Consider the following 26553-nt stretch of genomic DNA (forward strand, 5'->3'; position numbering starts at 1 on the left):
CCGGAGCATGGCCGAGCGCTTCGTCGCCCGGGCCGAGGCCGCCGCGCGCGAGACGCAGCCCAGGCCCGAGCGTCGCGAGGCCGCACCGCCGGCCGAGCCGCGCCAGCCGCCGGGCGACTGGAGCCATTGCGCGGCGATACCCGAGCGCCAGGAGGAGGCGGAAGCGCTGGCCCTGGCCGATCTGCGCCGGGTGGCGCGGGACGACCGGGCTGAGCTGAACCGGCTGGCGGACAAGCTGGCGTCGGAAGCGGAGCGGATGGGTACGGGTCTCGGGCCGAACGCGCTGCCCTCGCTGCGCCTTGAGGCGGTGGCGCGAGGTGTGGCGCGGTACTGGCACGAACGGCCGGCGGAGAGCATGCAGGCGGCGATACGCTTGCAGGGTGCGAGGAAGATCGGCCGCTATGGGACCGGCCCGCCCTCGTGATGGTGGGAGGCCAGGACTGGAACCTCACCCGCATCAACAAACGCGACCGCCTGGGGTCCAGGGGCCTTTCGGCCCCTGGCCGCCGGAGGCTTCTTCCCCGCCTCCTCCTACCTCTCCATCGCTTCCCCGAGCGTTCGCAGGCCTGGGCGGCGGGCTTGGACGAGGACGGCGATGTTGCCGGGTTTGTGTTGGTTCTTGAGCATTTTCATATGGGCGCGGGGGATGTCGCGCCAGGCGAGGACTTCGGCGAGGCAGGGGTCGATCTGGCGGTTGTGGACGAAGCGGTTGGCGGAGGCTGCCTGTTTGAGGTTGGCGAAGTGACTGCCCTGGATGCGTTTTTGTCGCATCCAGAGGTGGCGGGCGTCGAGGGTGAGTTTGTAGCCGGTGGTTCCGGCGCAGAGTACGACCATGCCGCCTCGGCGGCAGACGAGGGTGGAGACGGGGAAGGTGGAGGCGCCCGGGTGTTCGAAGACGATGTCCGGATCGTTGCCTTCGCCGGTGATGGTCCAGATGGCGCCATGGAAGCGGCGGGCTTCCTCTTGCCAGTGGGCGAAGTTGGCGTCGGCGTGGTGGTCGGCGTCGCTGGGGGCGGGGAGTTCGCCCCAGCAATCGAAGTCGCGGCGATCGATAGTGCCTTTGGCGCCGAGGGACATGACGAAGTCGCGTTTGTCCTGGTCGGAGATGACGGCGATGGCGTTGGCGCCGGAGGCGGCGATGAGCTGGATGGCCATGGCGCCGAGGCCGCCGGCACCGCCCCAGACAAGGACATTGTCGCCGGGCTTCAAGGTGTGCGGGGGGTGGCCGAAGAGCATGCGGTAGGCGGTGGCCAGGGCCAGTACGTAGCAGCCGGATTCCTCCCAGGGGAGGTGGCGGGGGCGGCTCATGAGCTGGCGGGACTGGACCTTGCAAAATTGGGCGAACGATCCGTCGGGGGTTTCGTAGCCCCAGATGCGTTGGCTGGGCGAGTTCATGGGATCGCCGCCGTTGCATTCCTCGTCGTCGCCGTCGTCCTGGCTGCAATGGACGACGACTTCGTCGCCGACGCGCCAGCGGGTGACGCGGGGGCCGGCGGCCCAGACGATGCCGGCGGCATCGGAACCGGCGATATGGTAGCTGCCCTTATGGATATCGAAGACGGAATGAGGGTAGCCCAGGGCTGCCCAGACGCCGTTCTGATCGACGCCGGCCGCCATGACCATGACCAGTACCTCGTCGCCGTCGAGGGCGGGGGTCGGGACGATTTCCTGCTGCATGGCGACGATGGGCTCGCCGTGCCGTTCCTTGCGGATGACCCAGGCGTACATGTTGGCCGGGACGTGGCCGAGCGGCGGGATTTCGCCGACCTCGTAGAGATCCTTGCCGCCGTCGATGACGGGGCGCGGTGTGGGGGTCGGGGGGTAACGGAGGGGGATGACGTTGGTGTCGGGCCGTGGCGCAGCGAGGTGGAGGATGGCCCGGCCGTCGGTTCCGGTGGCGGCATCCTCGATGGCGTTGTCGAAGAAGTCGGCGGGGGTGAGGGCGATGCCTTCCCGTCTGGCGAGGGTCAAGATGGCGGCTTGCCGGCGGGTGGGGATGGCGCCTCGGCGGACCCAGCCGGAGACGGCGGTCTGCCAGATGCCGAGTTGCTCGGCCAGGCGCTGCTGCGATCCGAACTTGGCGATGATGCGCGCGACGCCATCCCTGCCCATCGACACCTGCCTCTGATCTACTTGGTTGTTTTGTCGACCCAGGCGCTACGAGGAAAGCTGTTGCGCCATCGGGCATCAGTACGACAGCCCGGTTTCTGGTCAAGTGTTGAATTTGGCGGATCGAACATCTTTGGTGCTGGAAGCTTGTGTGACAGCCGATGTCTTAGTCGTCGCTAATCATGTTAGTAGATCCGGACTTGGCTTGTCTTATGAAACGCCAGGCGGCATGAGGTCGTCCGCCCGGTCCGGGCAGTCATTCGTTGGGCGGGCAAGGATTGGGCATGTCATGAGCCGGACATTGAAAGTCGCGAGCGGCAGCATCGCTGTCGGTATTTTGGTTCTGGGCCTGAAATATCTGGCCTTTGTCTTGACCGGCAGCGTAGCACTTTATTCCGACGCTCTCGAGAGCATCATCAATGTCGCGACGGCGATCGGCGCGGTCATTGCCATCCATGTGGCGGAGAAGCCGGCGGATGCTGGTCATCCTTATGGCCATTTTAAGGCGGAGTATGTCTCGGCGGTCGTCGAGGGTGTCCTTGTAGTCCTGGCCGCCCTCTCGATCCTGCGCGAGGCCTATCTGGGCTGGCTGCACCCGGCAGCGATCGCCACGCCGTTCACGGGCCTGCTCATCAATGGCCTGGCGACGGTGATAAACGCATGCTGGGGGATCTTCGTGATCCAGCGGGGGCGAGTCTGGCGCTCGCCGGCACTGGTGGCGGATGGCCGCCATCTCTTGACCGATCTCTATACCTCGATCGGTGTCATTGCTGGTATCTTCATGGTGGCGGCGACCGGCTGGCTCGTACTGGATTCGGTGATCGCCGGTCTCGTGGCCGTCAACATCATCTGGTCGGGTTTTAGCATGATCCGCGATTCGTTGGGTGGCCTCATGGACGAGGCGGTGCCCAAGGAGACCTTGCGGCGGATCGAGTCCGTGATTCGCGAACAGGCGGCAAGCACAGCATTGCAGGCGCACGATCTACGCACGCGGCAGGCGGGGCCGATGACCTATCTGGATTTCCACCTCGTTGTGCCGGCCTATATGACGGTCGCCAGGGCGCATGCCGTCTGCGACGCCATCGAACAAGCCTTGCACGAGGATCTTGAGAGCTGTGTCGTCTCGATTCACGTCGAGCCGGAAGAAAATGCTCACGAGCATGCTCGCCTGACATTTTAGGGGCTATGGCGCCCTGCGCCGATCGAGCGGGATCAGGGGTCCAGCGTATGGCGGGTGAAGGCCTCGATATAATCGAGCAGGCGGCCGGTAGCCGCCATCGCGCGCTTAGGATCGTTTTGCGCGATGGCTTCGGCCATGTCGGCGTGGAGGTGGGCGGCCAAGGGAAGGTCGCCGGCGTTTTTGTAGTATTTAAACCAGAACCGCCGGCAGAGCGGCGTTAGGAGGCCCATTGACCGAACGGCGAACTCGTTGCGGGCCGTGTCGGCCAGCAACTGGTTGAAGCGTCGGTCGAGGCGCATGAAACCCCGATCGTCGTTGGCGGCCGCGGCTTCGCGCATCCGCGTGGCGATCTCCGTGAACGCCCGGCGCTCCTCCGCATTGGCTCGCGACGCGGCCAGGCGGGCTATCAGTCCTTCGACCACGCGACGCGTCTCGAGAAGCTGGAGTTGAGTTTCGATCTTGATGTCGGAGACGAGGATGCCGCGCCTGGGAATGACCAACAGCAGCCCGTCCCGCACCAGGCGCTGCACCGCTTCACGGATCGGCGTCCGGCCGATCTCGAGGCGCCTGCCCAAAGCCTGCTCGGTCAGCGTGGTGCCGGGCGGCAGTTCCAGCGTGGTTATCAGTTCCTCGAGTATGCGGTAGGCACGATCGGTGAGCGTGACATCGCCTGCCTCCTCATGGGCCAGGAATTGCCGCTCCTCGGCGAGGCCGGGATCTCCAAAAGGGCTCCGGCAGGTGGCAATCCGTTTAAACGGGGCAGGGCTATTCATGGGGCGCTGTATTCCCGCTCGAGTTGCGAAAGCGTGCTGGCTGTGTGAGGGCGATCGGACGCCAAGGGTAGGTCATACGCCACCGGGTTGGATAGCGAGCGAGGCTCGCCCTGCCGCTTGCGGGCGACAGGGCGCGTCCGGGCTCAGTAGCTGCGGTTCAGATAGAGGTCACGCGGCTGTGCGGCCGCCGCGCCGACACAGGCGGCGATGGCACCCACCAAGAGGGCGACAAAGCCAAAGAGTGATCCCTTGGCGGTGGCGGCGGCGGTGGCATCGGCGGCTGCCTTGGCCTTGGCCTCCGCCTGGTTCTTGGCGTCGGCCAGCTTGGCCTGGGCCTGATCAAAGCGCTGGGTCGCCTCCTCGCGGCTGATCTTCATCTGGGCCGCCGCGATGTCGATGATGCGGTTCTTGGCATCGTCGGCCGGCTGGCCACCTTGCGCCAGCTGTGGCACGAGCTTGGCGACCTCCTTTTGCGCGTCCTCCGGGCTCATCGAGGCGGGATCGGGATTGGCGGGCTGCATATAGGCCTGCACCTGGTCCTGGATGGTGACCTGGTTGATGTTCGCCATGTCGGCAGCGGGGGGTGCCGCCGCTTTGACGCTCTGGCCCACGGCCGAGACGGTGCTACCCAGGGCCGAGAAGGTCCCGCCGATCAGCGAGCCCAGCGCTGTCGAGAGCAGATAGACGGTAACGATCAGGGTCAGCCCCCAGATGACCAGCCCGTGAAGCGCGCCATCGAAGCGCGTGGGCGCGCCGGCCGCCCGTGCTGCCACGTAGCTGCCGAAGGCAAAGGATATCAGTGTCGTTACGAACCACCAAATGCCGGCACCCGTGCCTAGGCTGGCGGCGTCCGGTGTCTGGCCGCCCTGAAGATCGACGAAGCCAAGGCCGATGCCGGTACCGAGCACGCTCAGGATCAACTGGACGGCGATGACGACAACAATGCCCGCCAGGATCGCGCGCCAGGAAAGGCGCGGGCTCGCGCCATCAAACGAGGTGTCGGCTGTCATGATCGAATCTCCGTTCGTTAAGGCAGGGCGTGTCGCCATCAGCCCGTTGTTAAAATTGTGTAAAGATTGTTCCCCGGGGCGGGTTCCGAGGCTCGCAAGCGCGCGAGGCGGCCGGCGACCACATCAATCGGCTAGGCCGTTTTCTGAGCGGCACTGTTGTTGTCGAAACGAATGCTAGGTCCCTGCTGTCGGTCAGGGATCATTGAGTCCGCGATCGCGGCTCCAGATGATCGCGGCTGCGCGGTTGCGAACGCCAATCTTGCCGTAGATCGCCGCCAGGTGATTGCGCACGGTGTTGGGTGAGAGCTTGAGCGAGGTCGCTACCTCGTCATTGCTCTGCCCCCGGCAGACAAGTGCCAGGATCTCGCGCTCGCGCACGGTTAAGTCGGTCGTTGTCTGCACCGTGGCCGGCCGATTACCGGGCTTGAGGGCCGCCATCTTCTCGATCAGCGTCCGACTGAACCAGGACGTGTCCTGCATTACGGTCTGGATCGCCTGGATCAACTCATCCTCCGAGCGTTTGCGCGCCGTGATGTCCTGAAAGACCGCCAGTACATGCGGCACGCCCTCCAGTGTCACGAGGTCGGCGGAAAACAGGCAGTCATGGATCAGACCCTTGGCGCCCTTGACCTGCAGCTCGACGTTGCGCAGCCGCATGCCTTCGGCTAACCGGTGCTCGAGCTGGCGAAGTGAGTCCCTAGGCTCCACCAGATCAAGATCGGCGGCATAGGCGCCCTCGACGTCGCCGCGTTCTCGACCCAGCAGGCTGAGAAAGGCCTCGTTGGCGCGTACGCAACAAAAGCCCTCCAGGGTGAAGATGGCGAACGGCACCGGCGAGAGGTCGAAGGCAGTGGCAAAGCGTGCCTCGCTCTGGGCCAAGGCCGCCTGCGCCCGTCGACGTGGCTCCAGGTCCGCAAAGGTGAAGAGCATCGCCGGCTCCTCGCCCATGAAGATCGCCTGACCGGCGACGATGACGAGCTTCTCCCAGCCATGGTCGAGACGCAGCGTCGCCTCAGCCTGCGGGATCGTCTGGTGGGCACAAAGCTTCTGGATCGCGTTTTCTTTGTCGTCACGACCTGAGAGGATGTCGAGCTCGTAGATCGAGCGTCCGATCACTGAGTCGGCGGTCATCGAGGTCATGTCGAGGAATCCACGATTGACCTTGAAAAAACGCAGGTCCTCGATCTTGCAGACCAAAGCGGGCGCCGGATTGGCGTTGAACGTCTTCTCGAAGCGCTCCTCGGCTTCCATCTCGCCGCTGACGTCCTTGATAACGAGCACCAGGCAGTCGGGCGCACCCTCGTCATCATTGAGCACAAGGCTGCGTACCCGATGAACCCAGCTCGTTTCCGGCTGGCCCTTGGGCGTCACCTCGACAACGACATCCGCGAAGGCCTCACCCGCCAGTACGCGGTCCAGCGGGTAACGACCTTGATCGAGAACGTGATTGTTTCGATAGCGCAGCTCAAATCGCCGACGGTAATCGGCGACATCCTCGCCAAGATCGGCCAGCGTCGCCACGCCATGCATGGCAAGGGCCGCTTCGTTGGCCCAGGCAATGCTCTGGTCGGTTTCGACGAGGATCACCCCATCAGAAAGGCCTGCGACGATCTGCTGCAGCCTTTTATAGCTGGCATTCTCGCGCAGGGCCGCCCTGCTGGGCGGCCGCGTCTCGACCACCCGGATTACCGGCTTGGGCGCCATGGCTCCGTTGTCCCCCGGCCCGACGTCTATTTCTTGAGCGCGTCGCGCGCGGCGTCCTTGGCGCCGCCAACAGCGTTTTGCAGTTCGCCCTTGTTCTTTTGCACCTTTCCCTCGGCCTCGGTCTTGCTGTCGCCCGTCACCTTCCCGATGGCTTCCTTGATCGACCCCTTGGCCTGCTCGATCATGCCTTCCTTGCGATCCTTATCCATTATCCAAATTCCTTATCAATCGTCTGACATTTTGCCCATATTCTTGTGGGCACGACCTGGAGATAGGATCGCTTGGTCATCGGCACATAGGACGTACCTACTGGGCGAGGTGGTATTTTCGTACTGTCACGGCGACTTGAACGTAACGGAGGGTGGATGACAGCGGCGGATGCGACTGCGACAACAAACGCCGCGCTGGAGCAGCGCCTCTTGCGAATTTCCGCTTTGGCGACGCTGGCAATCGGCTGCGTCGGCATCGCCACCGGTCTCCTCATCGGTTCGCGCGCCATCGTCTTCGATGGCTTTTATTCATTGACCGATGTCCTGATGACCTGCGTCTCCATGCTGGTGGCAAGGCTCGTGGCTCTGGGCGCCAGCCGGCACTTCCAGTTCGGCTTTTGGCATCTCGAACCAATGCTCGTGGCCTTCAACAGCTCGGTCCTTCTCCTGGCCTGTGGCTATGCCTTCCTGGACGGTCTCTCGACCTTCCTGGTCGGTGGCCGGACAGTGGCCTTTGGCGCCGGCGCCGCCTACGCGCTTGGCGTCGGTCTCGCGAGCCTCGGTATCGCTGCCTACGCCAAGCGGGCATCCCGCAACCTGCATTCCTCCCTGGTCGAGATCGATATCCGCGCCTACGTCCTGGGCGGCTTCCTCAGCCTCGGCCTCTTTGCGAGCTTCGTCCTGGGCGCCGTCCTCACAAGTCAGCGAGCGACGGATCTGGCTCCCTATGTCGATCCCGTCATCCTCATGCTCTTGACCCTGGTCCTAGCACCCGTGCCGATCGCTTCCTTGATCCGCGCCCTGGCCGAGGTCTTCCAACTGGCACCTGCCGATCTCGATGCCGAGGTCGATGCCTTGATGCGGGCTCTCGTGGCCGAACTGGGCTTCAAGGCGTTCAAGGCGCATGTGGCGCAAGCCGGGCGCGCGGAGTTCATCGAGATCGACGTCATCGTCGATCCGGCTTTTCCGGTCAGTAGCGTGGCCGACCTCGACGCCTATCGCCAGCGGATCGCCGACGGTCTGAAGCCCAGTGCCGCCACGCGCTGGCTGACGATCGCCTTTACGACCGATCCACGCTGGACCTGACTGCGGCAGGCAAGACTCCTCGCTAGGTACCAGGCGGGATTGATGAGCAGCAGTCGGCTTGAATATGCTGCCCTGACGCCAGAGCGCACCGGCGGCAGGACCATGGAACCCCCGGTGCCGGGCCTCCCGCATCGCGGCAACGATGAAAGGCCGATCCAAAATGACCGACCTCCCGGAACACGACGCGGAGCTGAAGGCCGCCGCCTCGCGCCTTCACGCCGACGCCCTGGTCTGGGACGCGCACGCCTGCCTGCCCTTGCATCCCGACGCGACGATCATGGCGCTGCGCCGCCACCAGGCCAGCGGCGCCAGCTTCGTCTCGGTCAATATCGGCATGGACATGAATCCGCTCGAGCAGATCATGCCGGTCATCGCGGCGTTTCGAGCCCAGATCAAGGCGGCGCCGGAGCTCTTCATCCAGGTACGCGGCGTCGACGACATCGTGCGCGCCAAGGCCGAGGGCAAGCTCGCCGTGGCGTTCGATCTTGAGGGCGGCATCCCCCTTTGTGACCGGCCCGAGATGGTCCAGCTCTTCTACGATCTGGGCGTGCGGCAGATCCACCTTGCCTATAATCGCAACAATGCCCTGGGCGGGGGCTGTTACGACGAGGACGTCCCCCTCACGCCGCTCGGACGGCGCATCGTCGAGGCGGTGCATGCGGCCGGCATGCTCATGGACTGCTCCCACACCGGCTATCGAACCAGCCTCGACATCATGGGCCTGGGCCTGGGACCGGTCCTATTCACACATGCCAATCCAAGGGCCGTGCACGACGATGGCCGCAACATCAAGGACGAACAGATCCTGGCCGCTGTCGCCACGGGCGGCCTTGTCTGCGTCAACGGCGTCGGCCGTTTCCTCACCGATCCACAGGGCGGTACCGCCAGCCTCGTCGACTGCATCGACTATCTGAGCGAGCTCGTGGGCCCGACAAGCATCGGATTGGGCATCGATTACAGCTATCCCTTGAACGGCCTCGACGACGACCCCCCCGGTCTCGACAAGGCCTATTGGTGGCCGCCGGCGCATGGCTATGGAGGGGGTGTTTCGGGCATCCGCATCGCCACGCCAGAGCAGTTGCCGCAGATCACCGAGACGCTTCTCCGGCGCGGCTACGGCGAGCCGGACATCCGCGCCATTCTCGGTGGCAACATGCTGGCCCTGGCTGCTCGCGTCTGGCGCTGACGGGGCATCGACGACGTCGATGCCCCGTCAGCTTGGTTTTCGGGAGCTACCGCGCGTTGCGCTGCTTGAGCGGGTGTCATCTGGTGAGCGCGGCGTGGCCCTCGATCTCGACCAGGAGCTCCGGGCGACAGATGTCGGCGGCAAGGATGGGCGGCGGCTCGATCTCGGGCAGCAGGCGGGCCAGGCCCGCCTGGATTTCGGGCAAGTCCGCCTCGTGCTTGAGATAGACGCGCAGCCGCAGTTTCTCGGCGCGGACGCGATCGCCCTGCGCCGCTGCTGCCTCGATCAGCTTGCGGATATTGGCGATCGTGGTCTCGAGCTGCGCCGCGACATCGCCCGGATGCAGGGATTCATGCCCAAGAATGGCGGCCGTGCCCGAGAGAAAGAAGAGCCTGGCCGCAGCGCCGCCACCATGCGTCGCGCGGGCGAAGATCGGCGGGGCACTGCCATAGCGCGGCGGATAACGATAGGCGCTGACCTGATCCGGATTTTCGATCGGCCGCCCGGGCTCGGCGGTGGCCAGACCGTAGACCAGAAGGGGACTCGTGGCTGGCGCCCCCAGCCCGCAGGCGGCCGGGGCCGCCTCCACCGGATGGAGGGCCGCGGCGAATGCCGCCTGCCTGCCGGCATTGAAGAGGCGGTAGCGCTCGTTGCCATCCTCGGCGCCGAGAATGGCCGGAATATAATTATGCAGACGCTGCCAATGGAGCGATCCCTTGGCACGGAAAAGCGCTCCGTAGACATCCTCCGTCCGCGCCAGGATCGCCTGATTGGCCGGAATCATCGCCATGGCCAGCAGGATGCCGTCGGCCCGGGCGGTCAGGACGTCGCCCTCCCTGGCGTAGCGGACCCTTTTCGAGGTCCGCCAGACCTCGAGTCGAGGGCTGCCGGCCAAAACGGGTTGCGGCAAGCGGGCGAAGGGGCAGCCCGCCGCCAGGCCGGCCGGGCGATCCGTGCCGATGCCGATGACCGCGAGGATGCCCGGACCCTCAAGCGGCGCCTCGGCAGCATAAGTCTCGATGGCGAGCAGGGCGTCGATCTCCTTGGCCCGAGGATCTTGTCCCGGGGGCGGTAGAGAAGGGGAGCCTCCCTGTCCAGCCCGTTCGCCGCCGGCAGTCGGCCTCGGCTCTCGTGCCTCAGGGCGCGCTGCTGGCCAGGATCGTCTGGGGCAGCCGCTCGCGGGGCTCCCCCAGATGATCGAAGCCGCTCGCGAAGAAGCCCACGCGAAGCCCCGGCCGATCGGTCTCGGTATCTCCCTTCCGGCCTGGTCTCGCGCCCCATGGAAACGACAGGAGGAGACCGCATGGTTTCGCAACGGACGAAAGCGCACTAGATAAGTCGCAAGGCCTGCATGTTCCTTGCCCGCCTTTGCCCAATTCCCCTGGCCTTGACGGATCTCCATGGCGCCGCCGCTCTTCATTCTCAAGGACGTCCACCTGACCTTCGGTGGGACGCCTCTCCTGGAGGGAGCCGAGCTCACCGTCAGTGCCGGGCAGAAGCTGGCGCTGGTCGGCCGCAATGGCTCCGGCAAGTCGACCTTTCTCAAGATCGCGGCCGCGATCATCGAGCCCGACCGGGGCGACCGGGCGCTGCAGCAGGGCGTCACGTTGCGCTACCTGCCGCAGGAGCCCGACCTCAGAGGGTTTGCGACGACGGGCGACTATGTCGTAGCCGGGTTGACGTCGGGCGACGATCCGCATCGGGCCAGCTATCTTTTGCAGCAGCTGGGCCTGACCGGGCTGGAAGAGCCGGCACGCCTCTCGGGCGGCGAGGCCCGGCGGGCGGCACTGGCCCGCGCCATGGCGCCCGAGCCCGACATTCTCCTCTTGGACGAGCCCACCAATCACCTCGACCTGCCCGCCATTGAATGGTTGGAGGGCGAGCTAAAGCGCTCCCGTTCGGCACTGGTGCTGATCAGCCATGATCGACGCTTTTTGGAGACTCTCTCCGACAGCGTGCTCTGGCTGGATCGGGGCCGGACGCGCCTGCTTGCCAAGGGTTTCGCCGCCTTCGAGGCCTGGCGCGACGACATCCTGGAGTTGGAGGAGAAGGAGCGCCACCGGCTGGATCGCAAGATCGCGCAGGAGCAGGACTGGCTGCGCTATGGGGTCACCGCCAGGCGCAAGCGCAACATGGGCCGGCTGCGCGCCCTGCAGGGTCTGCGCAAGGAGCGTCGCGAGCAGCGCCGGGTGCTGGGCCAGGTCGAGATGACGGCCGCCGAGGGTCCCTCCTCGGGCAAGCTCGTCATCGAGGCCAAGGGCGTTGCCAAGAGCTACGACGATCGTCCGATCGTCCAGCCTCTCTCGCTGCGCCTGAAGAAGGGCGACCGGCTGGGCGTCGTCGGCCCGAACGGCGCCGGCAAGACCACGCTCCTCAATCTCCTGACCGGCGCGCTGGCCCCCGATGCGGGCACCGTGCGCCTGGGCGCCAACGTCGTCATGGTGACGCTCGACCAAAAGCGCGAGGCATTGGACCCGGAGACCAGCCTGCAGGACACGCTGACCGGCGGTCGCGGCGATCACGTCTTCGTCGGCGGCCAGCCACGCCACGTCATGGGCTACATGAAGGATTTCCTCTTCAGCGCGGAGCAGGCGCGAACGCCGGTCCGCGTGCTCTCGGGCGGCGAGCGTGGCCGCCTGATGCTGGCTCGCGCCCTGGCCGCTCCCTCCAATCTCCTGGTCCTGGACGAGCCAACCAACGATCTCGACCTTGAGACGCTCGACCTTCTCGAGGAGCTTTTGGCCGATTACGAGGGTACGGTGCTGGTCGTCAGCCATGATCGCGATTTCCTGGACCGGGTAGCGACCTCCGTCCTGGCTTTCGAGGGGGCTGGCAACTGGACCGAGTATGCCGGTGGCTATAGCGACATGATCACCCAGCGCGGCCATGGCGTGCTGGCGCGAGAACCCCTCGAGGCGCGTCGCCCGGACAAGGGGCAGGCAGCGGCTCGGGAGGCAGCCGCCCCGCGTCGCCGCCTGGGGTTCAAGGAGCAGCATGCGCTGAAGACATTGCCCGAGGAGATCGAGCGGCGTCGGCGGGAAATCGCGGCTCTGGAGGCGAAACTGGCCGATCCCGCGCTCTTTGCCGCCGATCCCGCACTCTTTGCCCGTACCACCGAGGCGCTCACGGCCACCCACGATGCGCTGGCGGAGGCCGAGGATCGCTGGCTCGAGCTCGAAATGCTGCGTGAGGAGCTCGAAGGTCAGGCCTGAGCGATGCCAAAGGTCGCAAGGGGCCGTTCCTTATGCGCGCGATCCGCTCTAGAGAGAGAGGCCGTCCGGTACCGACCGGCGGCCGGCGGCCAAGACTGGAGATAAAGCCATCTCTCGCAGAGCCATTTCCTGCCGGGCTACCTCGGCCTGTGTTTGGGCGCTCTTGAGCGCCGCCCTGCTTATGCTCCTCCCGCCTTTGGCGATGGGGCAGGATAGCCCTTCCGCGAGCGAACCAGCACCCCAGTCGCCGCCAGGCGGTGCCGAGAGCGCGCCACAGTCGCCGTCGGCAGATGGCCCGGCTGAGGCTCCGGCAGCCAGTCCGCCCGCCGGCGATGCGGCGCCTGCCGCCCCACCAGCTGCGGCCTCACCCGAGACCCCACCAGCTGCAGCCTCACCTGAGACGCAGCCTGCCGCTCCGGCCGATCCGACGATCGGGAGCCCGCCGCAGGGCGAGGCCAAGCCGGAGGAGAATGGCCATAGCGTCGAGGAAATGAAGCCCACCCAGTCCGAGGACATATTGGGCAAGGAGATTGTCAGCCCCAAGGGCGAGGACATGGGCCGCATCGTCAACGTCCTGGTCGATCAGTCGGGGCAGCCGCGGGCGGCGGTCATCGATTTCGGCGGATTTCTCGGCGTCGGCAGCCGCAAGCTGGCGGTCGACTGGCGGGCTTTGCAATTCTCTCCCGAGCAGGGCAATCAGCCCGTCATCCTCAGACTCAATCGCGACCAGTTGACCGCCGCGCCCGAATATAAGGGGCCGGACCACCCGGTTTCGATCATCAGCCAGCCGCGCCCCAAGCCGCCGGCCGGTGCGCCTACTGCCGGGGACACCCCGCCTGGCCAGTCACCGCCTGGCCAGCCGCAACCCGGCCAGCCGCCGATGGCGGCACCACCGACGCCCGCTGGTGAGACACCGGCCCCGGTCGCGCCGTCAGTCCCAGTCCCGGCGGGGGAGACGCCTGCGCCGCCCGCCGCGCCGGCCGAGACTCCCGCGACGCCTATGCCGCCGGCCGGTGATACACCCGCCTCACCGGGCGCGCCGGCAGCACCGACGGACCAAGTGCCCGCAACGCCACCGGCCACGACAGGCCAGCCGACGCTGCCGGCGCCACCCGCCGACAACCAGCAGCCGGCCCCGGCGGCCCCGCCGTCGTGACCAGAAGCTGACCGGGAGATAAGGCCCATCGCCGTCGTGACGAAGGAGACGCCCAATCCGCCGGCCGCGAGCCTGCGCGGCCTGGACGGCGTCAATCTCTTCTTGGCCAACGTGCAGACCGGTTTCGGTCCGTTCGTCGCCGTCTATCTCACCTCGCAGAGCTGGACCCAGACCGAGATCGGGCTGATCTTGTCGATCGGCACGATCACCATGATCCTAAGCCAGTTGCCCGCAGGCGCGCTGGTCGACGCCGTCACCGGCAAGAAGCGGCTGGTGGCGGGCGCCATCTGTGGCGTGGCGACCGCGGCTCTGTTGATCGCCCTCAAGCCCGTCTTTCTCCTGATCGCCATCGCCAAGGTCATCCACGCGGTCTCGAGCTGTATTCTCACGCCCGGCATCACCGCGATCAGCGTCGGCCTCGTGGGCCACCAGCAGATCGGCGCCAGGCTCGGACGAAATGCCCGCTTCGCCTCTATCGGTAGCGGTATTGCCGCTGCCATCATGGGGCTGTGCGGCGCCTATTTTTCGACCCGGGCGGTGTTCTTCCTAACAGCCTTCCTCACCATTCCAGCGATCATCTCCCTGGCGGCTATCCACAAGAGCAAGCCTAGCCAATCGCGCTTCTACGAGGTCTCGAATGTCGACCGGGCCGCCACGCCGGACCGCATGGGCAATCCGATCAGCCTCTTTAAGGATCTGCGCGTCCTGAGCTTTGCCGTCTGCTGCGTTCTTTTCCACCTGGCGAATACGGCTATGCTGCCTTTGGCCGGCGGACGCATCACTGAGACAGCGGCCAGCACCGCCAGCCTGCTGATTGCCGCCTGTATCGTCGTTCCGCAGGTCATCGTGGCGCTCCTCTCGCCGACCGTCGGCCGAAAGGCCGATCAATGGGGACGGCGGCCGGTCCTGCTCCTGGGCTTTCTGGCACTGCCCATTCGCGGCGCTCTCTTCGCTGTCGCCCCCGATCCCTACCTGATCGTCGCCATCCAGGCCTTCGACGGACTGAGTGCCGCTGTCTTCGGTGTCATGCTGCCGCTGGTCTCGGCCGATCTCACGCGGGGTACCGGCCGTCTCAATCTCTGTATCGGCTTGATGGGCCTAGCCGTAGGTCTAGGGGCGACTTTAAGCACGACTCTGGCTGGCTACGCCGCCGACCATCTGGGCACGAACGTGGCTTTCCTGGGCCTTGGCCTCGCCGGTGCCGTGGCGTTCCTCGCGGTTTTCTTCCTGATGCCCGAAACGCGGCCCGACGAGGACCGGCCGGCCGGCTGACCCGTCGCTGTCTCTCCCGACGGAGCGGCCTAGTCGCGCTCGGTGCGCGAGGAGACGATCTCGGTCAGGGCGCCGACAACGACGGCCCCGATGAGGAAGCGCGCGGGGTTGCGCCTGAAGGCACCGAAGATGCCGGCCGGCAACGCCAGAGCTGGCCTGGCGACGCGGGCGATCATGGGTGCCGCCGTGGCCACGGTGCCGAGCGACACCCCGGAGGAGGCTGGCGCGCTTGATGCGGGTGCGGCCTTCAGCGAGGCGGGCGTGTAAGCCCGGATGCCCACCAAAATAAGGGCCAGAAGGATGAGCACCCCGCCTATGATAAGGTTCGCGATGACGGGCGAGGTCAGCGTCACCAGCCAGGCGTGCAGGGCGATGATGAGGAAGACGACGCCCGCCACGGCAAAGCCTGCCGCGATCAACGCCAGGACGAGGTTTCGGATCCCGAGCTTGATGCCCTTACTCATGATGATGCCGGCAAGCCAGGTTCCGAGCATTGCGTCCTTACCTTCCTAGGTAGCTTCCAGCACCGGCCTTGCCGGCGCTCCTGAGGTCTTTTCGGGGCAGGGGCCTATGATGCCCACACCCATATTCCACGATGATCCGGCCGTTCGAGGCCGCCGGAACTGCCGGCCGACTGGCGCCCCATCTGCTACGCCAGCCGACCCCGTCTCGATGCTGATGCTCTAGCGCAGGAGCTTGGCCGCAATGAAGCCCACGCCGAAGGCGATCGCCAAACTGGTCAGCGGACGTTCGTGAACATTGCGCTCTAGCTTCGCGCGTGCTTCCTCGCCCTGTTTCTTGATCTCGGCCGTCACCCGGTCGATTTCCTTCTGCAACTGATGCACCTTCTCCTCGAGAAGACCGCGCGCCTCGCCGGCCTTGGCAGCGCCGAATTCCTTGCCGTGATCCTTCAGGCTCGCAAGGTCGGCTTTGAGTTGCTCGATATCGGCCTTGAGCGTGTCGGCGTCGGCCGGGCCAAAAACGGGTTCGGACATCTGGGTTCTCCAAAAAAATCTAATTGACGGTCGGCCTGCCAGCGAGCCTGGCCCTTTAAACGGCTGGTCATCAACAGCGTCTTGCGACGCCTATGGTTGCAGCCGGGATCAACGTATCGCTGCTCGGGCGGCGATCGACGAGGGATCGCTCGTCCTGCCGCCAACTGGCAAGGTGAAAGGGAAGTTCCCAAAGCGCGACTTGCGCAAGGGTCGGGTGTCGTGAGAGGTCCCTTCGCAAGGCCCATCGGAGATAAGCGGATGCCCATCCTCATCGTCCTCGTCCTGGCCCTCCTGATCGCCCAGGTGGGGTTCTGGAAGGCGTTGGCGGCCGTGCTCGGCGGCATCCTGATGCTTTTGCTCCTTTTACTGTTGGCCATGGCACTCCTCGTCTTGATCGTGCTCACGGCACTCCGACGCCGACGGCGCCTGACCTATGTGAACCCGGACCGGCTACCGCCCGATCCGCGTATTTAGAAACGGGGTTCGCCGAGACGGCGTCGGCCTGCTGGAGCATCGGTATAAGCGCGTACTGCCCGGGCCGGGCGATGATCCTAGGCTACCCGGCGGACCAGCCAGGCGCAGGCGGCAAAGACGACAAAGCCCGATAAGCTCCATTCCTTGAGCAGCAGATAGGCCAACGCCAGGAGGCCCGTTGTCACCATGGGCAGCGAGTCCAGGGCCGGTCGTTGCATGAGGTGATAGGCGATTAGGAGGGCCGCCAGGACGTTGAGGCCAAGAAAGGCCATGGACCAGAGGCCGAGGCCGCCGGTGAGAGGCAGGTAGATCAGGGCGCTGCCACGCCAGGAGACGGGAAACATGTCGGCAGAGAGGTGGATGGCCGTCGCCGCCAGGATGCCGGCCGCCAGCCTGGGCTGCCCGATGAAGAGGAGAATCAGTCCCGGCAGGATGCTGTGGGTCAATCCAGAGCGGTGCGGCAGATAGGGGATGGCCAGATCGATATCGGGTAGCCAGATGCCGATCAGGAGTCCCAAGAGGAACAGAGGCGGGCTCTGCCCGGCGGTCGTCCAGGTCAAGGGTGAGGATCCATGGGCTTGAGGTGAGGGCATCCCCTGCACCTCGAGCCCCGTGCCGGTCAAGCGGCGCTGAGGATGACCTTGAGCGCCTTCTCCCTGGCAGCGTTGCTAAAGACTTCATAGGCGGTCTCGATCTCGCTCAGCGGGAAACGGTGGGTGACGAGCTGGCGCGGCGCGATGCGACCTGATTGCATGGTTTTGAGCAGCATGGGCGTCGTGTTGGTATTCACAAGGCCGGCCGTCAGAGTGATGTTCTGGATCCAGAGCTTCTCGAGCCGCAATTCGACGCTCTTGCCATGCACGCCCGCATTGGCGATTCGGCCGCCCGGCGCAACCGCCCCCTGGCAGATGTCGAACGTGGCGGGAGTGCCGGCGGCTTCGATCGCAACATCGACGCCGATGCCACCGGTCATGGCTATCAAGGTTCTGACAGCATCGCCTTCGGCCACGTTGATCGTATCGGTGGCGCCAAACCGCTTGGCGATCTCCAGGCGGTTGGGATCGGTATCCAGCATGATAAGCTGGGCGGGAGCATAGAATTGCGCCGTTAGAAGGGCCGCCAGCCCGACGGGGCCAGCACCGACGATGGCAACCGTATCGCCCGGCTGCACTTGGCCCGCGACCACGCCGATCTCAAAGCCGGTCGGCAGGATGTCGCTCAGCATGACGAGGGCTTCCTCGTCGGCGTCGGCCGGGATCGGGTAAAGGCTGGTGTCGGCATGCGGAATGCGGACGAACTCGGCCTGCGTGCCATCGATAAGGTGGCCCAGGATCCAGCCGCCATCCATACAGTGAGAATAGAGCTGGCGTTTGCAGTTGGGGCAGGCGCCGCAGGAGGTGATGCAGGAAATCAGCACGGAGTCGCCCGCCTTGAAATTTCTCATCGCCGAGCCTGCTTCCTCGACGATGCCGATTCCCTCGTGGCCGAGCGTGCGCCCCGGCGTCACGGCCGGGACGTCGCCCTTCAAGATGTGCAGATCCGTACCGCAGATTGTCGTCTTGGTTATGCGGACAATGGCATCGGAAGGCTGGAGGATCGCTGGGCGATCCTTTTCCATCCATGCCTTTTTGCCCGCACCTTGATAGACCAACGCCTTCATAATCCCTCCTGACCTTTTCCCGCATGGTAAGGAGAAGGCTAGGCCGACCACGGCGACTGTTCGAGGATAATCGCCATCGCCGGCCTGAAGGCGGCTTGGTTCAGGCGGCTAGACCGCGCGCCAGGTAGGTGCTCATGCGGCGAGAGAATGCGCCGACGTCGGGGATGGGCTCGCCCTCGATGATGCGCGCCTGGTCGAGAAGGAGTTTGCCCAGTTCGTCGAGCTCCGCCTGGCGGGCCTCGTCCTTGGCCAGCTCGGCCATGCGGCGGACGAGATCATGGCGGGGATTGATCTCGAGGATGCGGCCGCCGAGCGCGCCAAGCTCGCGATGCTGCTTCAAGAGGCGCTCGAGGCGCATGTCCAGCCCGTGTTCCTCGGCCACGAGGCAGACGGCGCTGTCGCGCAGGCGCTTGGAGATACGGACATCCTTGACGGCCTCGCCCAGTCCAAGCTTGAGCCGAGCTACCAGGCGGTCCAAATCCTCGCCGGGGGTGGCCTCCTCCTCTTTTTTCTCAGGTTCGGACTCGGCCACCTTGGAAAGGTCGGCTTCACCCTTGGTCAGCGACTTGAAGCTCTTGCCTTCATACTCGTTAACCTCGCCCAGCCAGAACTCGTCAACCGGATCGTCCATGAGCAGGACCTCGACGCCCTTGGCGTTGGCCTCTTCCAGTTGCGGATGCGTGCGCAGCGCCTCGGCGCTCTCGCCACTGATATAGAAGATGCTCTCTTGGCCCTCCTTCATCCTCTGCACGTATTGCTCGAGGGTCGTCAGGCCGCTTCCATGCGTGCTCTTGAAGCGCGCCAGTTCCAAAAGCTTCTTGCGGTTCTCCTGGTCCTCGTAGAGGCCTTCTTTGAGAATGGCGCCGAAATCGGTCCACCAGCTCTCGTAGCTGACGGTTTCAGTCTGCTCCGCCTTCTCCTCGCCCTCGGTCGGCGTCGCCGCGTTCTCACTCGCCGTCAGCGCGGCTTTCTTGCCTAACTCGTCGATGACGCGCTTGGTCAGCACTTTCCGCATGCGGGTGACGACCGGGCCATGCTGGAGGGTCTCGCGGCTGACATTCAGCTGCAGATCCTCGCTGTCGACGATGCCGGAGACGAAGCGCAGATAGCGGGGCAGCAGCTCTGCTAGGTCGTCAGTGATGAAGACGCGCTTGACATAGAGCTTCACGCCATGCCGGCGCTTGGGATCGTAGAGGTCGAACGGTTTCTGGCTCGGCACGAAGAGCAGGCCGGTATAGGCGAGCGTGCCCTCGGCGGTGAAATGGACGCGGGCGAACGGCTCGTCGAAGCTGTGCGCCACATGATGGTAGAACTCGCGATACTGCTCCTCGCTGATCTCCGAGCGCGGCCGGGTCCAAAGTGCGGAGCCCTCGTTGATCTGCTCGGGGCCTTTTTCCGTCTCGCTCGGCTCTTCCTTGCTCTCCTTCTGCTCCTCGAGCAGGATGGGCACGGCGATGTGATCGGAATAGGTGCGGATGATGCCGCGGATCTTCCAGCTGTCGAGGAATTCCTTGGCATCCTCCTTCAGGTGAAGGACGATCCGCGTGCCGCGCGGCACCTCGGTCTCGAGCGGGCTGATCGTGTAGCCGGTCTTGCCGTCCGACTCCCAAAGATGGCCCGTCGTCGTGCCCGCCTTGCGGGTCGTGACGCTGACCTTGTCGGCCACCATGAAGGCCGCGTAGAAGCCGACGCCGAACTGACCGATCAGCCGGAGATCCGCCTTGCCGGCCTGGCCCGCCGCTTCGAGGAAGCGCGCCGTGCCGGAGCGGGCGATCGTGCCCAGATTGTCGATCAGGTCCTGCCGGTCCATGCCGATGCCGGTATCGGTGATCGCGATCGTGCCGGCCTTGGCATCGGGTGCGATCGTGATCTTGAGCTCGGCGTCGCCCGCCAACAGCGAGGGCTCGGCGATCGCCTCGTAGCGCAGCTTGTCGCATGCGTCCGAGGCGTTCGAGATCAGCTCTCGCAGGAAGATCTCCCGCTCCTTGTAGAGCGAGTTGATGACGATCTCGAGTACCCTGCCGACCTCGGCTGTGAAGGGCTGGGTCGAGGCTGCCGGGGCCTCGTTCACATTCTCCATCGTCTCGCCCATCGTCTGCCCGCTGCTCCTTCTTGAATCTGACATCGTGTTCTTGGATGCACCGCAGATGGGTATCGGCGGCCAAAGCTGCAACCAAGGATGCAATTCGCGTGGTTTTTGACAGAACACTGACTAAAGCTGGTGTGATCTTTCCTCCCACCTGCCATATTTTGTGTGGATCGTCCGGCAAGGCGGCATTTGTGGCTTGCTTTCGGGCGCGAATGCGCCAAGATCGATGACATGAAAAAAGAGGTCGCGACTGCCGGTCGTATCCTCGCGGTGTTGGGGCCCACCAACACCGGCAAGACCCACTTCGCCGTCGAACGCATGCTCGCTCACGAGAGCGGGATGATCGGCTTCCCCCTCCGGCTTCTGGCCCGCGAGGTCTATGACCGCGTGGTGGCCCTCAAAGGTGCGGCGGCCGTCGCGCTGCGCACCGGCGAGGAAAAGCTCGGCAGCGACCAGGCCGCCTACACGATCGCCACGGTCGAGGCAATGCCGATGCAACGGCAGGTTGCATTCCTCGGGGTCGACGAGATCCAGCTCTGTGCCGATTTCGAGCGCGGCCACGTCTTCACCGATCGCCTTCTGCACGCGCGGGGCTATCATGAGACGATGTTCCTGGGCTCGGACACGATCCGCCAGGCGCTCAAACGCCTCATCCCTTCAGCCGAGATCATCACCCGGCCGCGTTTCTCGACCCTCTCCTATGCGGGCCATGCCAAGCTCAATCGTCTGCCGCGCCGGAGTGCCGTCGTCGCCTTCTCGACGGCCGACGTCTACACGCTTGGCGAGATCGTCCGGCGGCAGAAGGGCGGGGCCGCCGTCGTCCTGGGTGCGCTCAGCCCGCGCACGCGCAACGCGCAGGTTGCCCTCTTTCAATCGGGCGAGGTCGACCATCTCATCGCCACCGATGCGATCGGTATGGGTCTCAACATGGACCTCGCCCACGTAGCCCTCGCAGGCGTGCACAAATTCGATGGGCGCCACCAGCGCAAGCTGACGCCGCCCGAGGTCGCGCAGATCGCCGGCCGTGCCGGGCGACACATGGCCGATGGCACGTTCGGCACAACGAATGGCTGCGAGCCTCTGGACGAACATCTCGTCGAGGCGGTCGAGACGCACCAGTTCACGTCCTTGAAGGCGCTACGCTGGCGCAATAGCTTCCTTGACTTCAACAGCATCGAGAAACTGCGTCATAGCCTTGATGCGCCGCCTCGCCACCCAGGCCTGATCAAGGTCCGCGACGCGCTGGACGATCGATCCTTGGCCCTCCTGGCTCAGCGGCCCGAGATCCGCAGCTTGGCGCAGGGCCGCGAACGGGTGCAGCTTCTCTGGCAGGTCTGCCAGATCCCCGATTTCCGCAAGATGCTGACGGACGCTCATCTGCACCTCCTGAGCACCGTCTATCGGCATCTGGCCGGCTCGCGCGGCACACTGCCCAATGAATGGGTCGGCAAGATGATCGCCAGGCTGGATCAGGTCGCGGGCGACATCGACACGCTGGTGCAGCGTCTGGCCCATATTCGTACCTGGACCTATCTGGCACACCGCGCCGACTGGCTGATCGACGCGCCGCACTGGCAAGGCATCGCCCATGCCGTCGAGGACCGGCTCTCGGACGCTCTGCATGAGCGTCTGACGCAGCGTTTCGTCGATCGGCGCGCGGCAGCCCTCATGAAGGGCATGCGCGAGCAGGGGCTGGTGGCCAGCGCCATCGAGGACGAAGGCCAGGTGACGGTGGACGGCCATACGGTCGGCCGGCTGGAGGGCCTGCGTTTCACGCTGGCCGCCAGCGAGACCGATCTCGGTCGCAAGGTCCTCTCGGCGGCGGCGCGGAAGGCGATCGAGCCCGAGCTGATCCGTCGTGCCGAAGCCATCCGCGATGCCGCCGATGCGGCGCTGACGCTTGACGAAGCGGATCGCATTGTCTGGCAGGGCAGCCCCATCGCCAGGCTTTGCCATGGCAGCCATCCGCGCCGCCCGCAAATCCGGCTCATCGCCGGCGAGGAATTTTCGCCCCGCTCCGTCGCCATCGTCGAGAAGCGGCTCGGCCGCTGGCTGGATGACTGGCTGACCGCCCGTCTCGAGCCGCTGGACGCGCTGGACGCCGCGGCCCGGAGCGAGACCATCAGCGGCTCGGCACGCGGTGTGGCCTTTTCCCTGGTGGAAGGCCTTGGCAGCGTCGAGCGGTCGATAGTGGCAGCTTTGGTCCGCCAGTTCGACAGCGAGGACCATCGAATACTCAAGCGCCTGGGTGTGCGCTTCGGCCTGTCCAATCTTTATGTGCCGGCCCTTTTGAAACCCGCTGCCATCGAGGCCCGAACGCGATTGCTGCGCATCGCCGAGAAGCGGCCGTTGGCCATCCCACCGGCCGGCCGCACTTCCGTGCGCGAGGCGGTAGCACCGGACCTGGCGCAAAAGCTGGGTTTCATGAGCTTCGGCGGTTTCATGGTGCGTCAAGACGTGATCGAGCGCCTGTCGGCCGGCCTTCGACGCCTTGCCCGCCAGCATCGCGTCTTCGCCCTGCCGCTCGATCTTGCCGGAGAGGCCGGCGTTACACGGGCGGAGCTCGCGGCGATCATCGAACAACTGGGTTACCGGCGTGTCGCCTCGCAGGACGCGCAGCGCCCGGATCAATCCACTGAACACGCGCTGCCGGCCTATTGCGCCAGCCCGCGTCAGAAGGAGCGCTCGGCCCGGCCCCAGGACAAGGGGCAAACGGTGAGCGTCCATTCACCTTTCGCACTCCTCGCCACATTGAAGGGGGCTTCATGAACGCATCCGAGCTGCGGCTGGACAAATGGCTATGGCATGCCCGATTCGCGCGCTCGCGCGACAAGGCAGCAGCGCTGATCCAGGAGCGGAAGGTTCGGATCAACGGACAATTGGCAACGAAACTTCATCACCGGCTGCGTCTGGGCGACGTCGTCGTCCTGAACGATCCCTCCGCCATCCGGGTGATGCGGGTGCGTGGCCTGGGTCTCAGGCGCGGCAGCGCTACCGACGCCGTCGAACTCTACGAGACACTGGCCGTCGAAACGGCCTGACGGGCGGCCTCGCCGCAGACGACACGATAGGCCGCCCGGCCGTCCTTTCGGAGGCAACCGATGACCTGGGCTCGATGCTTCGTTGCATCCCATTGCCGACGGGCATCTGCCGCGGATAGTGAGAGCGGCGATCGGGAGCGGGATGAGGGGAAAGGGTCGGGGACGAGCGTTTCCCTCGTCGCTACGGCTCTTTTGCGCCGCAACGGCGTGCAGTCCTCCGTCGGTCGAGGCGGGCTGCATGTTCTAAAGCCTATCTGACGAACGCTTCGACGTCACATCCAAGAAGACAAACCGGAGGCGTCGAGCAGGGTGGCTGGCTCCCGTCGTTCGCGTGCTGGCAAGCCCTAGGCCGATGCCGAGCCTTCGCCATGGGCCTTGGAAATGGCAAGGCCGGCAACGAGGCCGGCCTTGCGCAAAGGAAAAACCGTCAGGCGGTCAGGACTTCGTCTTCAGGTAGGCGATGACGTTGGCGATCTCGTCGTCCTTCTTCAGGCCGGTGAACGCCATCTTGTTGTTGGGAACGACCCCCTTGGGGTCCTTGAGGTACTTGGTGAGCGTAGCCTCGTCCCAGGTCAGACCGGAATTCTTCATCGCGTCCGAATAGTCGAAATCAGCCACGCTGCCGGCCTTCCGGCCGACCACGCCCGAAAGATGCGGGCCAATCTTGTTCTGGTCGCTGTCGGCGTTATGGCAAGCCTTGCAGCGAGCGAAGACTTTTTCGCCCTTTGCGGGATCGCCATCGGCGTGGGCAATGCCGACGAGACCCACTGTCAGCGATGCAGCCAGGAATATCGACCTTATCATTACACCTCCAATTTGCGTTTCAGTGCCCGCATCCGAGGCACCGATTTCCGCTGCCTGCCCTCGCTCACGAGCTGGCCTTAGATACTCTCGTTCTAATCCAGTTCAAAGATAAGCACCTGCGACGAAAGGCCCGGTGCTCGATATTGTCGCCCCGGCTTGTCACCAAGGCATCCAAGAATGCGCTCTTCGCCCACGTGGCCTGGTTGGCCGGCTGGCTTCGGTGTTTCCCTATCGCGCAGGCGACGCGCTCGTCGCCATCCTTGCCGGTCGCAAGATTGTGAAGACGAGCCGGCACCTACGCCCGTGTCCTCGGCGCCATCGCCCATGGTCGGCCTCGATCTCGCAGGCAAAGGACCGCCAGGCAGCAGCGGACGAAGCTGCACGGAAATGACATCGCTTCGGCAACACCAGGCCGATTGCCGCGTGGCAAGGCAAGGTGGTTTCAGGCGGGCTTGCTCTGGCGTGCTGAAGCTGTTCTTCGCGCCGGCGGCTACCGCGACGGGGCTTTCTTCTAGGCTTCGGCCTTGCGCGGCTGGCGCTCGCCGAACAGGGCGCTGCCAATGCGCACATGGGTGGCGCCAAAGCGGATCGCCGTCTCGAAATCGGCGCTCATGCCGATGCTGAGACGGCCAAGGCCGTTGCGCGCCGCGAGCCGGCCGAGCAACGCCGTATGCGGGGCGACGTCGTCGTCGGATGGCGGGATGGCCATGAGGCCCTCGATCGGCAGGCCGAGATCGCGGCGGCAATGGGCGATGAAGGGATCCAGCTCTTCCGGGCGGATGCCGGCTTTTTGCGCCTCGCCGCCGGTATTGACCTCGACATAGAGGGGACGGGTGAGGCCGAGCCGCTCGAAGGCCCGGGCCAGGGCAGCCGCCAGCTTGGGCCGGTCCAGTGTCTGGATCACATCAAACAGCTTGACCGCATCCAGCGCCTTGTTGGACTGGAGCGCGCCGATCAGGTGAATCTCGAGATCCGGATAGATCTCGCGGTAGGCCGGCCAGCGACCGGCTGCCTCCTGCACGTAATTCTCGCCAAAGACACGCTGGCCATCCGCCAGTACCGCCTCGATCCGATGGGCCGGCTGCACTTTCGAGACCGCGATCAGCGTAATGTCGGCGGGCGACCGGCCGGCGCGTGCGGCGGCGGCGGCGATGCGCGCCTGGATGGCGGCCAGATGGCTTTGCCCTGCCCCTGCTTGTTCGGTGCCGGCGTGCATGCGAAAAACCCTTGATCGGTGATGGAGCCGAACGCATCCCGGCCCTTGGGGAAGAACGATGGACTTCGAGACACTCCTCAGCCCCATCGGGGCGGACGCATTCAAGCGCGACTATCTGGGCAAGAAGCCGCTACATCTGCAAGGTGCGGCGGACAAATTCGCCAAGATCATGAACTGGGAAGTCTTAAATCGCCTGCTGGGCATGACGACGATCTGGTCGGCGGCTTCCCTGCCCATGGTCCTGGACAAAGAAGCCATTCCGCCCACCCAGACCTCGAGCATGGCGGTCGGACGTGACGGCGGCCAAGTACTGAGGCCGGACCCGGCCAAGGTAAAAAAATTTCTCAAGGCCGGTGCCACCCTGGTCGCCAACGACATTGACCAGCTGACTCCCGAACTGTCGGCCCTGTCGCGCGCCATGGAGGAGACGCTCGGGGGCAAGGTCCAGGGTAATCTTTATCTCTCCTCCAAGCGCAAGCAGGCCTTTCGCGTGCATTACGACACGCATGATGTGTTTGCCGTTCATGTTATGGGCGAGAAGACCTGGATGGTCTTCGAGGGCAAGGCGGAGAACCCGATTGCCCACCAAGTCTTCAAGTCGCAGACGGCGGAGCACCACGAAAAGGCGAAGGGAGCGCTCTGGAAGGAGGTGCGACTGAAACCTGGCGACCTTCTCTATCTCCCGCGCGGCCAATATCACTATGCGCTGGCAGATGACGGCGCCTGTGCGCATGTTGCCATGGGTGTGACCTATCCGATCGGCATCGACGTCTTCAGCTATCTTTTCGAGCGGGTGGTTCTCGAACCGATGGGCCGCATGAACTTGCCGCAAGGTGACAAAGCAGCTCTGGGCGCTTGGCTCACCGAGTTCGGCCAGCGGCTGCAGGCGCTGGCCACCGACGAGCAGACGCGGGCCGATATTGAGCGCTTCATGGCAAGCTATCGATACCCGCGCGACACCTACGACCTGCCCGCCCTGATCGAGGGCTCGGTCGAGACGTTCGTCGTCCAAAGTGAAGGGATGCGGTTGATCGAGCAACAAGGCCGCTTCGGTCTCGTGCGCGCGGGCACGCGCGAAGCCGTCGAGGTGCCCGCCGGCATCGTCAAACCGCTCCGCTGGACTCTCGAGCGTCAGCGCTTCACGCGGCCGGAGATCGAGACCGCGTTTCCCGACGACCACGTGGCGCTCGGCCGGTTTCTTTCTGACATGATGGCCATGAAGCTGATCCGACCACTCGATAGCTGATCCTGGCCGCCATTTTGGCGGTCTTGCTTTTCGCATAGGTCGACAGGCGCCCCGCTTCCGTGCCCGGAAGCGGGGCGTTTTGCGTTGATGCAGGTACCTCGTCAGCTAAAGTTAACAAAACTTCATTGCCA

At 65.0% G+C, this 26553-nt stretch carries 23 protein-coding genes and 1 pseudogene; 11 read left to right on the forward strand and 13 right to left on the reverse strand.

Annotated features, from left to right (window positions below):
- Nucleotides 1-424 (forward strand): annotated as a pseudogene (locus CFB17_RS19285) (hypothetical protein); the annotation flags it as partial.
- A 107-nt stretch (nucleotides 425-531) separates the two neighbouring features.
- On the opposite strand, the gene ccrA reads toward CFB17_RS19285, so the two are convergent.
- The gene (gene ccrA, locus CFB17_RS15640) at nucleotides 532-2112 is read right to left on the reverse strand and encodes a crotonyl-CoA carboxylase/reductase (protein ID WP_243389914.1); all 1581 of its coding nucleotides are present in this window, start codon (nucleotides 2110-2112) and stop codon (nucleotides 532-534) included.
- Between the two features lie 286 nt (nucleotides 2113-2398).
- On the opposite strand from ccrA, the gene CFB17_RS15645 reads away from it, so the two are divergent.
- A complete protein-coding gene (locus CFB17_RS15645) occupies nucleotides 2399-3289 on the forward strand; it encodes a cation diffusion facilitator family transporter (protein WP_088562516.1) in 891 nt (296 codons plus the stop codon).
- A 32-nt stretch (nucleotides 3290-3321) separates the two neighbouring features.
- Here the strand turns inward: CFB17_RS15645 and CFB17_RS15650 are convergent, their stop codons facing one another.
- From CFB17_RS15650 to CFB17_RS15665, 4 genes are all read right to left on the reverse strand, one after another.
- Nucleotides 3322-4062, reverse strand: coding sequence for a GntR family transcriptional regulator (locus tag CFB17_RS15650; protein ID WP_088562517.1), 741 nt, complete (start codon nucleotides 4060-4062; stop codon nucleotides 3322-3324).
- Between the two features lie 143 nt (nucleotides 4063-4205).
- Complete coding sequence (locus CFB17_RS15655) at nucleotides 4206-5072, reverse strand: hypothetical protein (RefSeq protein ID WP_133063929.1); 867 nt, start codon at nucleotides 5070-5072, stop codon at nucleotides 4206-4208.
- A gap of 192 nt (nucleotides 5073-5264) precedes the next feature.
- The gene (locus CFB17_RS15660) at nucleotides 5265-6776 is read right to left on the reverse strand and encodes a PAS domain S-box protein (protein WP_088562519.1); all 1512 of its coding nucleotides are present in this window, start codon (nucleotides 6774-6776) and stop codon (nucleotides 5265-5267) included.
- 26 nt (nucleotides 6777-6802) lie between these two features.
- Nucleotides 6803-6985, reverse strand: coding sequence for a CsbD family protein (locus CFB17_RS15665; RefSeq protein ID WP_088562520.1), 183 nt, complete (start codon nucleotides 6983-6985; stop codon nucleotides 6803-6805).
- A gap of 156 nt (nucleotides 6986-7141) precedes the next feature.
- Between CFB17_RS15665 and CFB17_RS15670 the strand changes: the two genes are divergently transcribed.
- A complete protein-coding gene (locus tag CFB17_RS15670; protein ID WP_088562521.1) occupies nucleotides 7142-8071 on the forward strand; it encodes a cation diffusion facilitator family transporter in 930 nt (309 codons plus the stop codon).
- 160 nt (nucleotides 8072-8231) lie between these two features.
- The gene (locus CFB17_RS15675; RefSeq protein WP_088562522.1) at nucleotides 8232-9257 is read left to right on the forward strand and encodes a dipeptidase; all 1026 of its coding nucleotides are present in this window, start codon (nucleotides 8232-8234) and stop codon (nucleotides 9255-9257) included.
- Between the two features lie 76 nt (nucleotides 9258-9333).
- Here the strand turns inward: CFB17_RS15675 and CFB17_RS19040 are convergent, their stop codons facing one another.
- Nucleotides 9334-10152 (reverse strand): chorismate transformation enzyme, FkbO/Hyg5 family, encoded by an 819-nt coding sequence (locus tag CFB17_RS19040; protein WP_133063930.1) that lies wholly within the window; start codon nucleotides 10150-10152, stop codon nucleotides 9334-9336.
- A 505-nt stretch (nucleotides 10153-10657) separates the two neighbouring features.
- On the opposite strand from CFB17_RS19040, the gene CFB17_RS15685 reads away from it, so the two are divergent.
- The 3 genes from CFB17_RS15685 (at nucleotide 10658) to CFB17_RS15695 (ending at nucleotide 14897) form a co-directional block, all read left to right on the forward strand.
- Nucleotides 10658-12469, forward strand: a complete 1812-nt coding sequence (locus CFB17_RS15685) for an ABC-F family ATP-binding cassette domain-containing protein (RefSeq protein ID WP_088562524.1) — start codon at nucleotides 10658-10660, stop codon at nucleotides 12467-12469.
- Nucleotides 12470-12632: 163 nt separating this feature from the next.
- The gene (locus tag CFB17_RS19855; protein WP_133063931.1) at nucleotides 12633-13625 is read left to right on the forward strand and encodes a PRC-barrel domain-containing protein; all 993 of its coding nucleotides are present in this window, start codon (nucleotides 12633-12635) and stop codon (nucleotides 13623-13625) included.
- A 36-nt stretch (nucleotides 13626-13661) separates the two neighbouring features.
- Complete coding sequence (locus CFB17_RS15695; protein WP_088562526.1) at nucleotides 13662-14897, forward strand: MFS transporter; 1236 nt, start codon at nucleotides 13662-13664, stop codon at nucleotides 14895-14897.
- A gap of 29 nt (nucleotides 14898-14926) precedes the next feature.
- Here the strand turns inward: CFB17_RS15695 and CFB17_RS15700 are convergent, their stop codons facing one another.
- Together CFB17_RS15700 and CFB17_RS15705 are read right to left on the reverse strand one after the other, a co-directional pair.
- A complete protein-coding gene (locus CFB17_RS15700) occupies nucleotides 14927-15391 on the reverse strand; it encodes a hypothetical protein (protein ID WP_088562527.1) in 465 nt (154 codons plus the stop codon).
- 189 nt (nucleotides 15392-15580) lie between these two features.
- Nucleotides 15581-15892: a DUF883 family protein gene (locus CFB17_RS15705; protein ID WP_088562528.1), complete on the reverse strand. Its 312-nt coding sequence runs from the start codon at nucleotides 15890-15892 to the stop codon at nucleotides 15581-15583.
- A gap of 258 nt (nucleotides 15893-16150) precedes the next feature.
- On the opposite strand from CFB17_RS15705, the gene CFB17_RS15710 reads away from it, so the two are divergent.
- Nucleotides 16151-16366: a hypothetical protein gene (locus CFB17_RS15710; protein WP_088562529.1), complete on the forward strand. Its 216-nt coding sequence runs from the start codon at nucleotides 16151-16153 to the stop codon at nucleotides 16364-16366.
- 77 nt (nucleotides 16367-16443) lie between these two features.
- Here the strand turns inward: CFB17_RS15710 and CFB17_RS15715 are convergent, their stop codons facing one another.
- From CFB17_RS15715 to htpG, 3 genes are all read right to left on the reverse strand, one after another.
- Nucleotides 16444-16926: a hypothetical protein gene (locus CFB17_RS15715; RefSeq protein ID WP_088562530.1), complete on the reverse strand. Its 483-nt coding sequence runs from the start codon at nucleotides 16924-16926 to the stop codon at nucleotides 16444-16446.
- Nucleotides 16927-16985: 59 nt separating this feature from the next.
- Entirely contained in the window at nucleotides 16986-18026 is a 1041-nt protein-coding gene (locus CFB17_RS15720; RefSeq protein WP_088562531.1) for a zinc-dependent alcohol dehydrogenase family protein, read from the reverse strand.
- Nucleotides 18027-18126: 100 nt separating this feature from the next.
- The gene (gene htpG, locus CFB17_RS15725; RefSeq protein WP_243389915.1) at nucleotides 18127-20118 is read right to left on the reverse strand and encodes a molecular chaperone HtpG; all 1992 of its coding nucleotides are present in this window, start codon (nucleotides 20116-20118) and stop codon (nucleotides 18127-18129) included.
- A 228-nt stretch (nucleotides 20119-20346) separates the two neighbouring features.
- On the opposite strand from htpG, the gene CFB17_RS15730 reads away from it, so the two are divergent.
- Complete coding sequence (locus tag CFB17_RS15730) at nucleotides 20347-22884, forward strand: helicase-related protein (protein ID WP_133063932.1); 2538 nt, start codon at nucleotides 20347-20349, stop codon at nucleotides 22882-22884.
- Nucleotides 22881-23156: a S4 domain-containing protein gene (locus CFB17_RS15735; protein WP_088562533.1), complete on the forward strand. Its 276-nt coding sequence runs from the start codon at nucleotides 22881-22883 to the stop codon at nucleotides 23154-23156. Before CFB17_RS15730 ends, CFB17_RS15735 begins: the two co-directional genes overlap by 4 nt.
- 435 nt (nucleotides 23157-23591) lie before the next feature.
- On the opposite strand, the gene CFB17_RS15740 is transcribed toward CFB17_RS15735, so the two are convergent.
- The gene (locus CFB17_RS15740) at nucleotides 23592-23960 is read right to left on the reverse strand and encodes a c-type cytochrome (protein WP_088562534.1); all 369 of its coding nucleotides are present in this window, start codon (nucleotides 23958-23960) and stop codon (nucleotides 23592-23594) included.
- Nucleotides 23961-24471: 511 nt separating this feature from the next.
- Entirely contained in the window at nucleotides 24472-25176 is a 705-nt protein-coding gene (locus CFB17_RS15745; RefSeq protein ID WP_088562535.1) for a YggS family pyridoxal phosphate-dependent enzyme, read from the reverse strand.
- 58 nt (nucleotides 25177-25234) lie between these two features.
- Between CFB17_RS15745 and CFB17_RS15750 the strand changes: the two genes are divergently transcribed.
- Nucleotides 25235-26422, forward strand: a complete 1188-nt coding sequence (locus CFB17_RS15750) for a JmjC domain-containing protein (RefSeq protein ID WP_088562536.1) — start codon at nucleotides 25235-25237, stop codon at nucleotides 26420-26422.
- The last annotated feature ends 131 nt before the right edge of the window (nucleotides 26423-26553 follow it).

The organism is Arboricoccus pini (assembly GCF_900187945.1).
Taxonomy (GTDB): Bacteria; Pseudomonadota; Alphaproteobacteria; order Geminicoccales; family Geminicoccaceae; genus Arboricoccus; species Arboricoccus pini.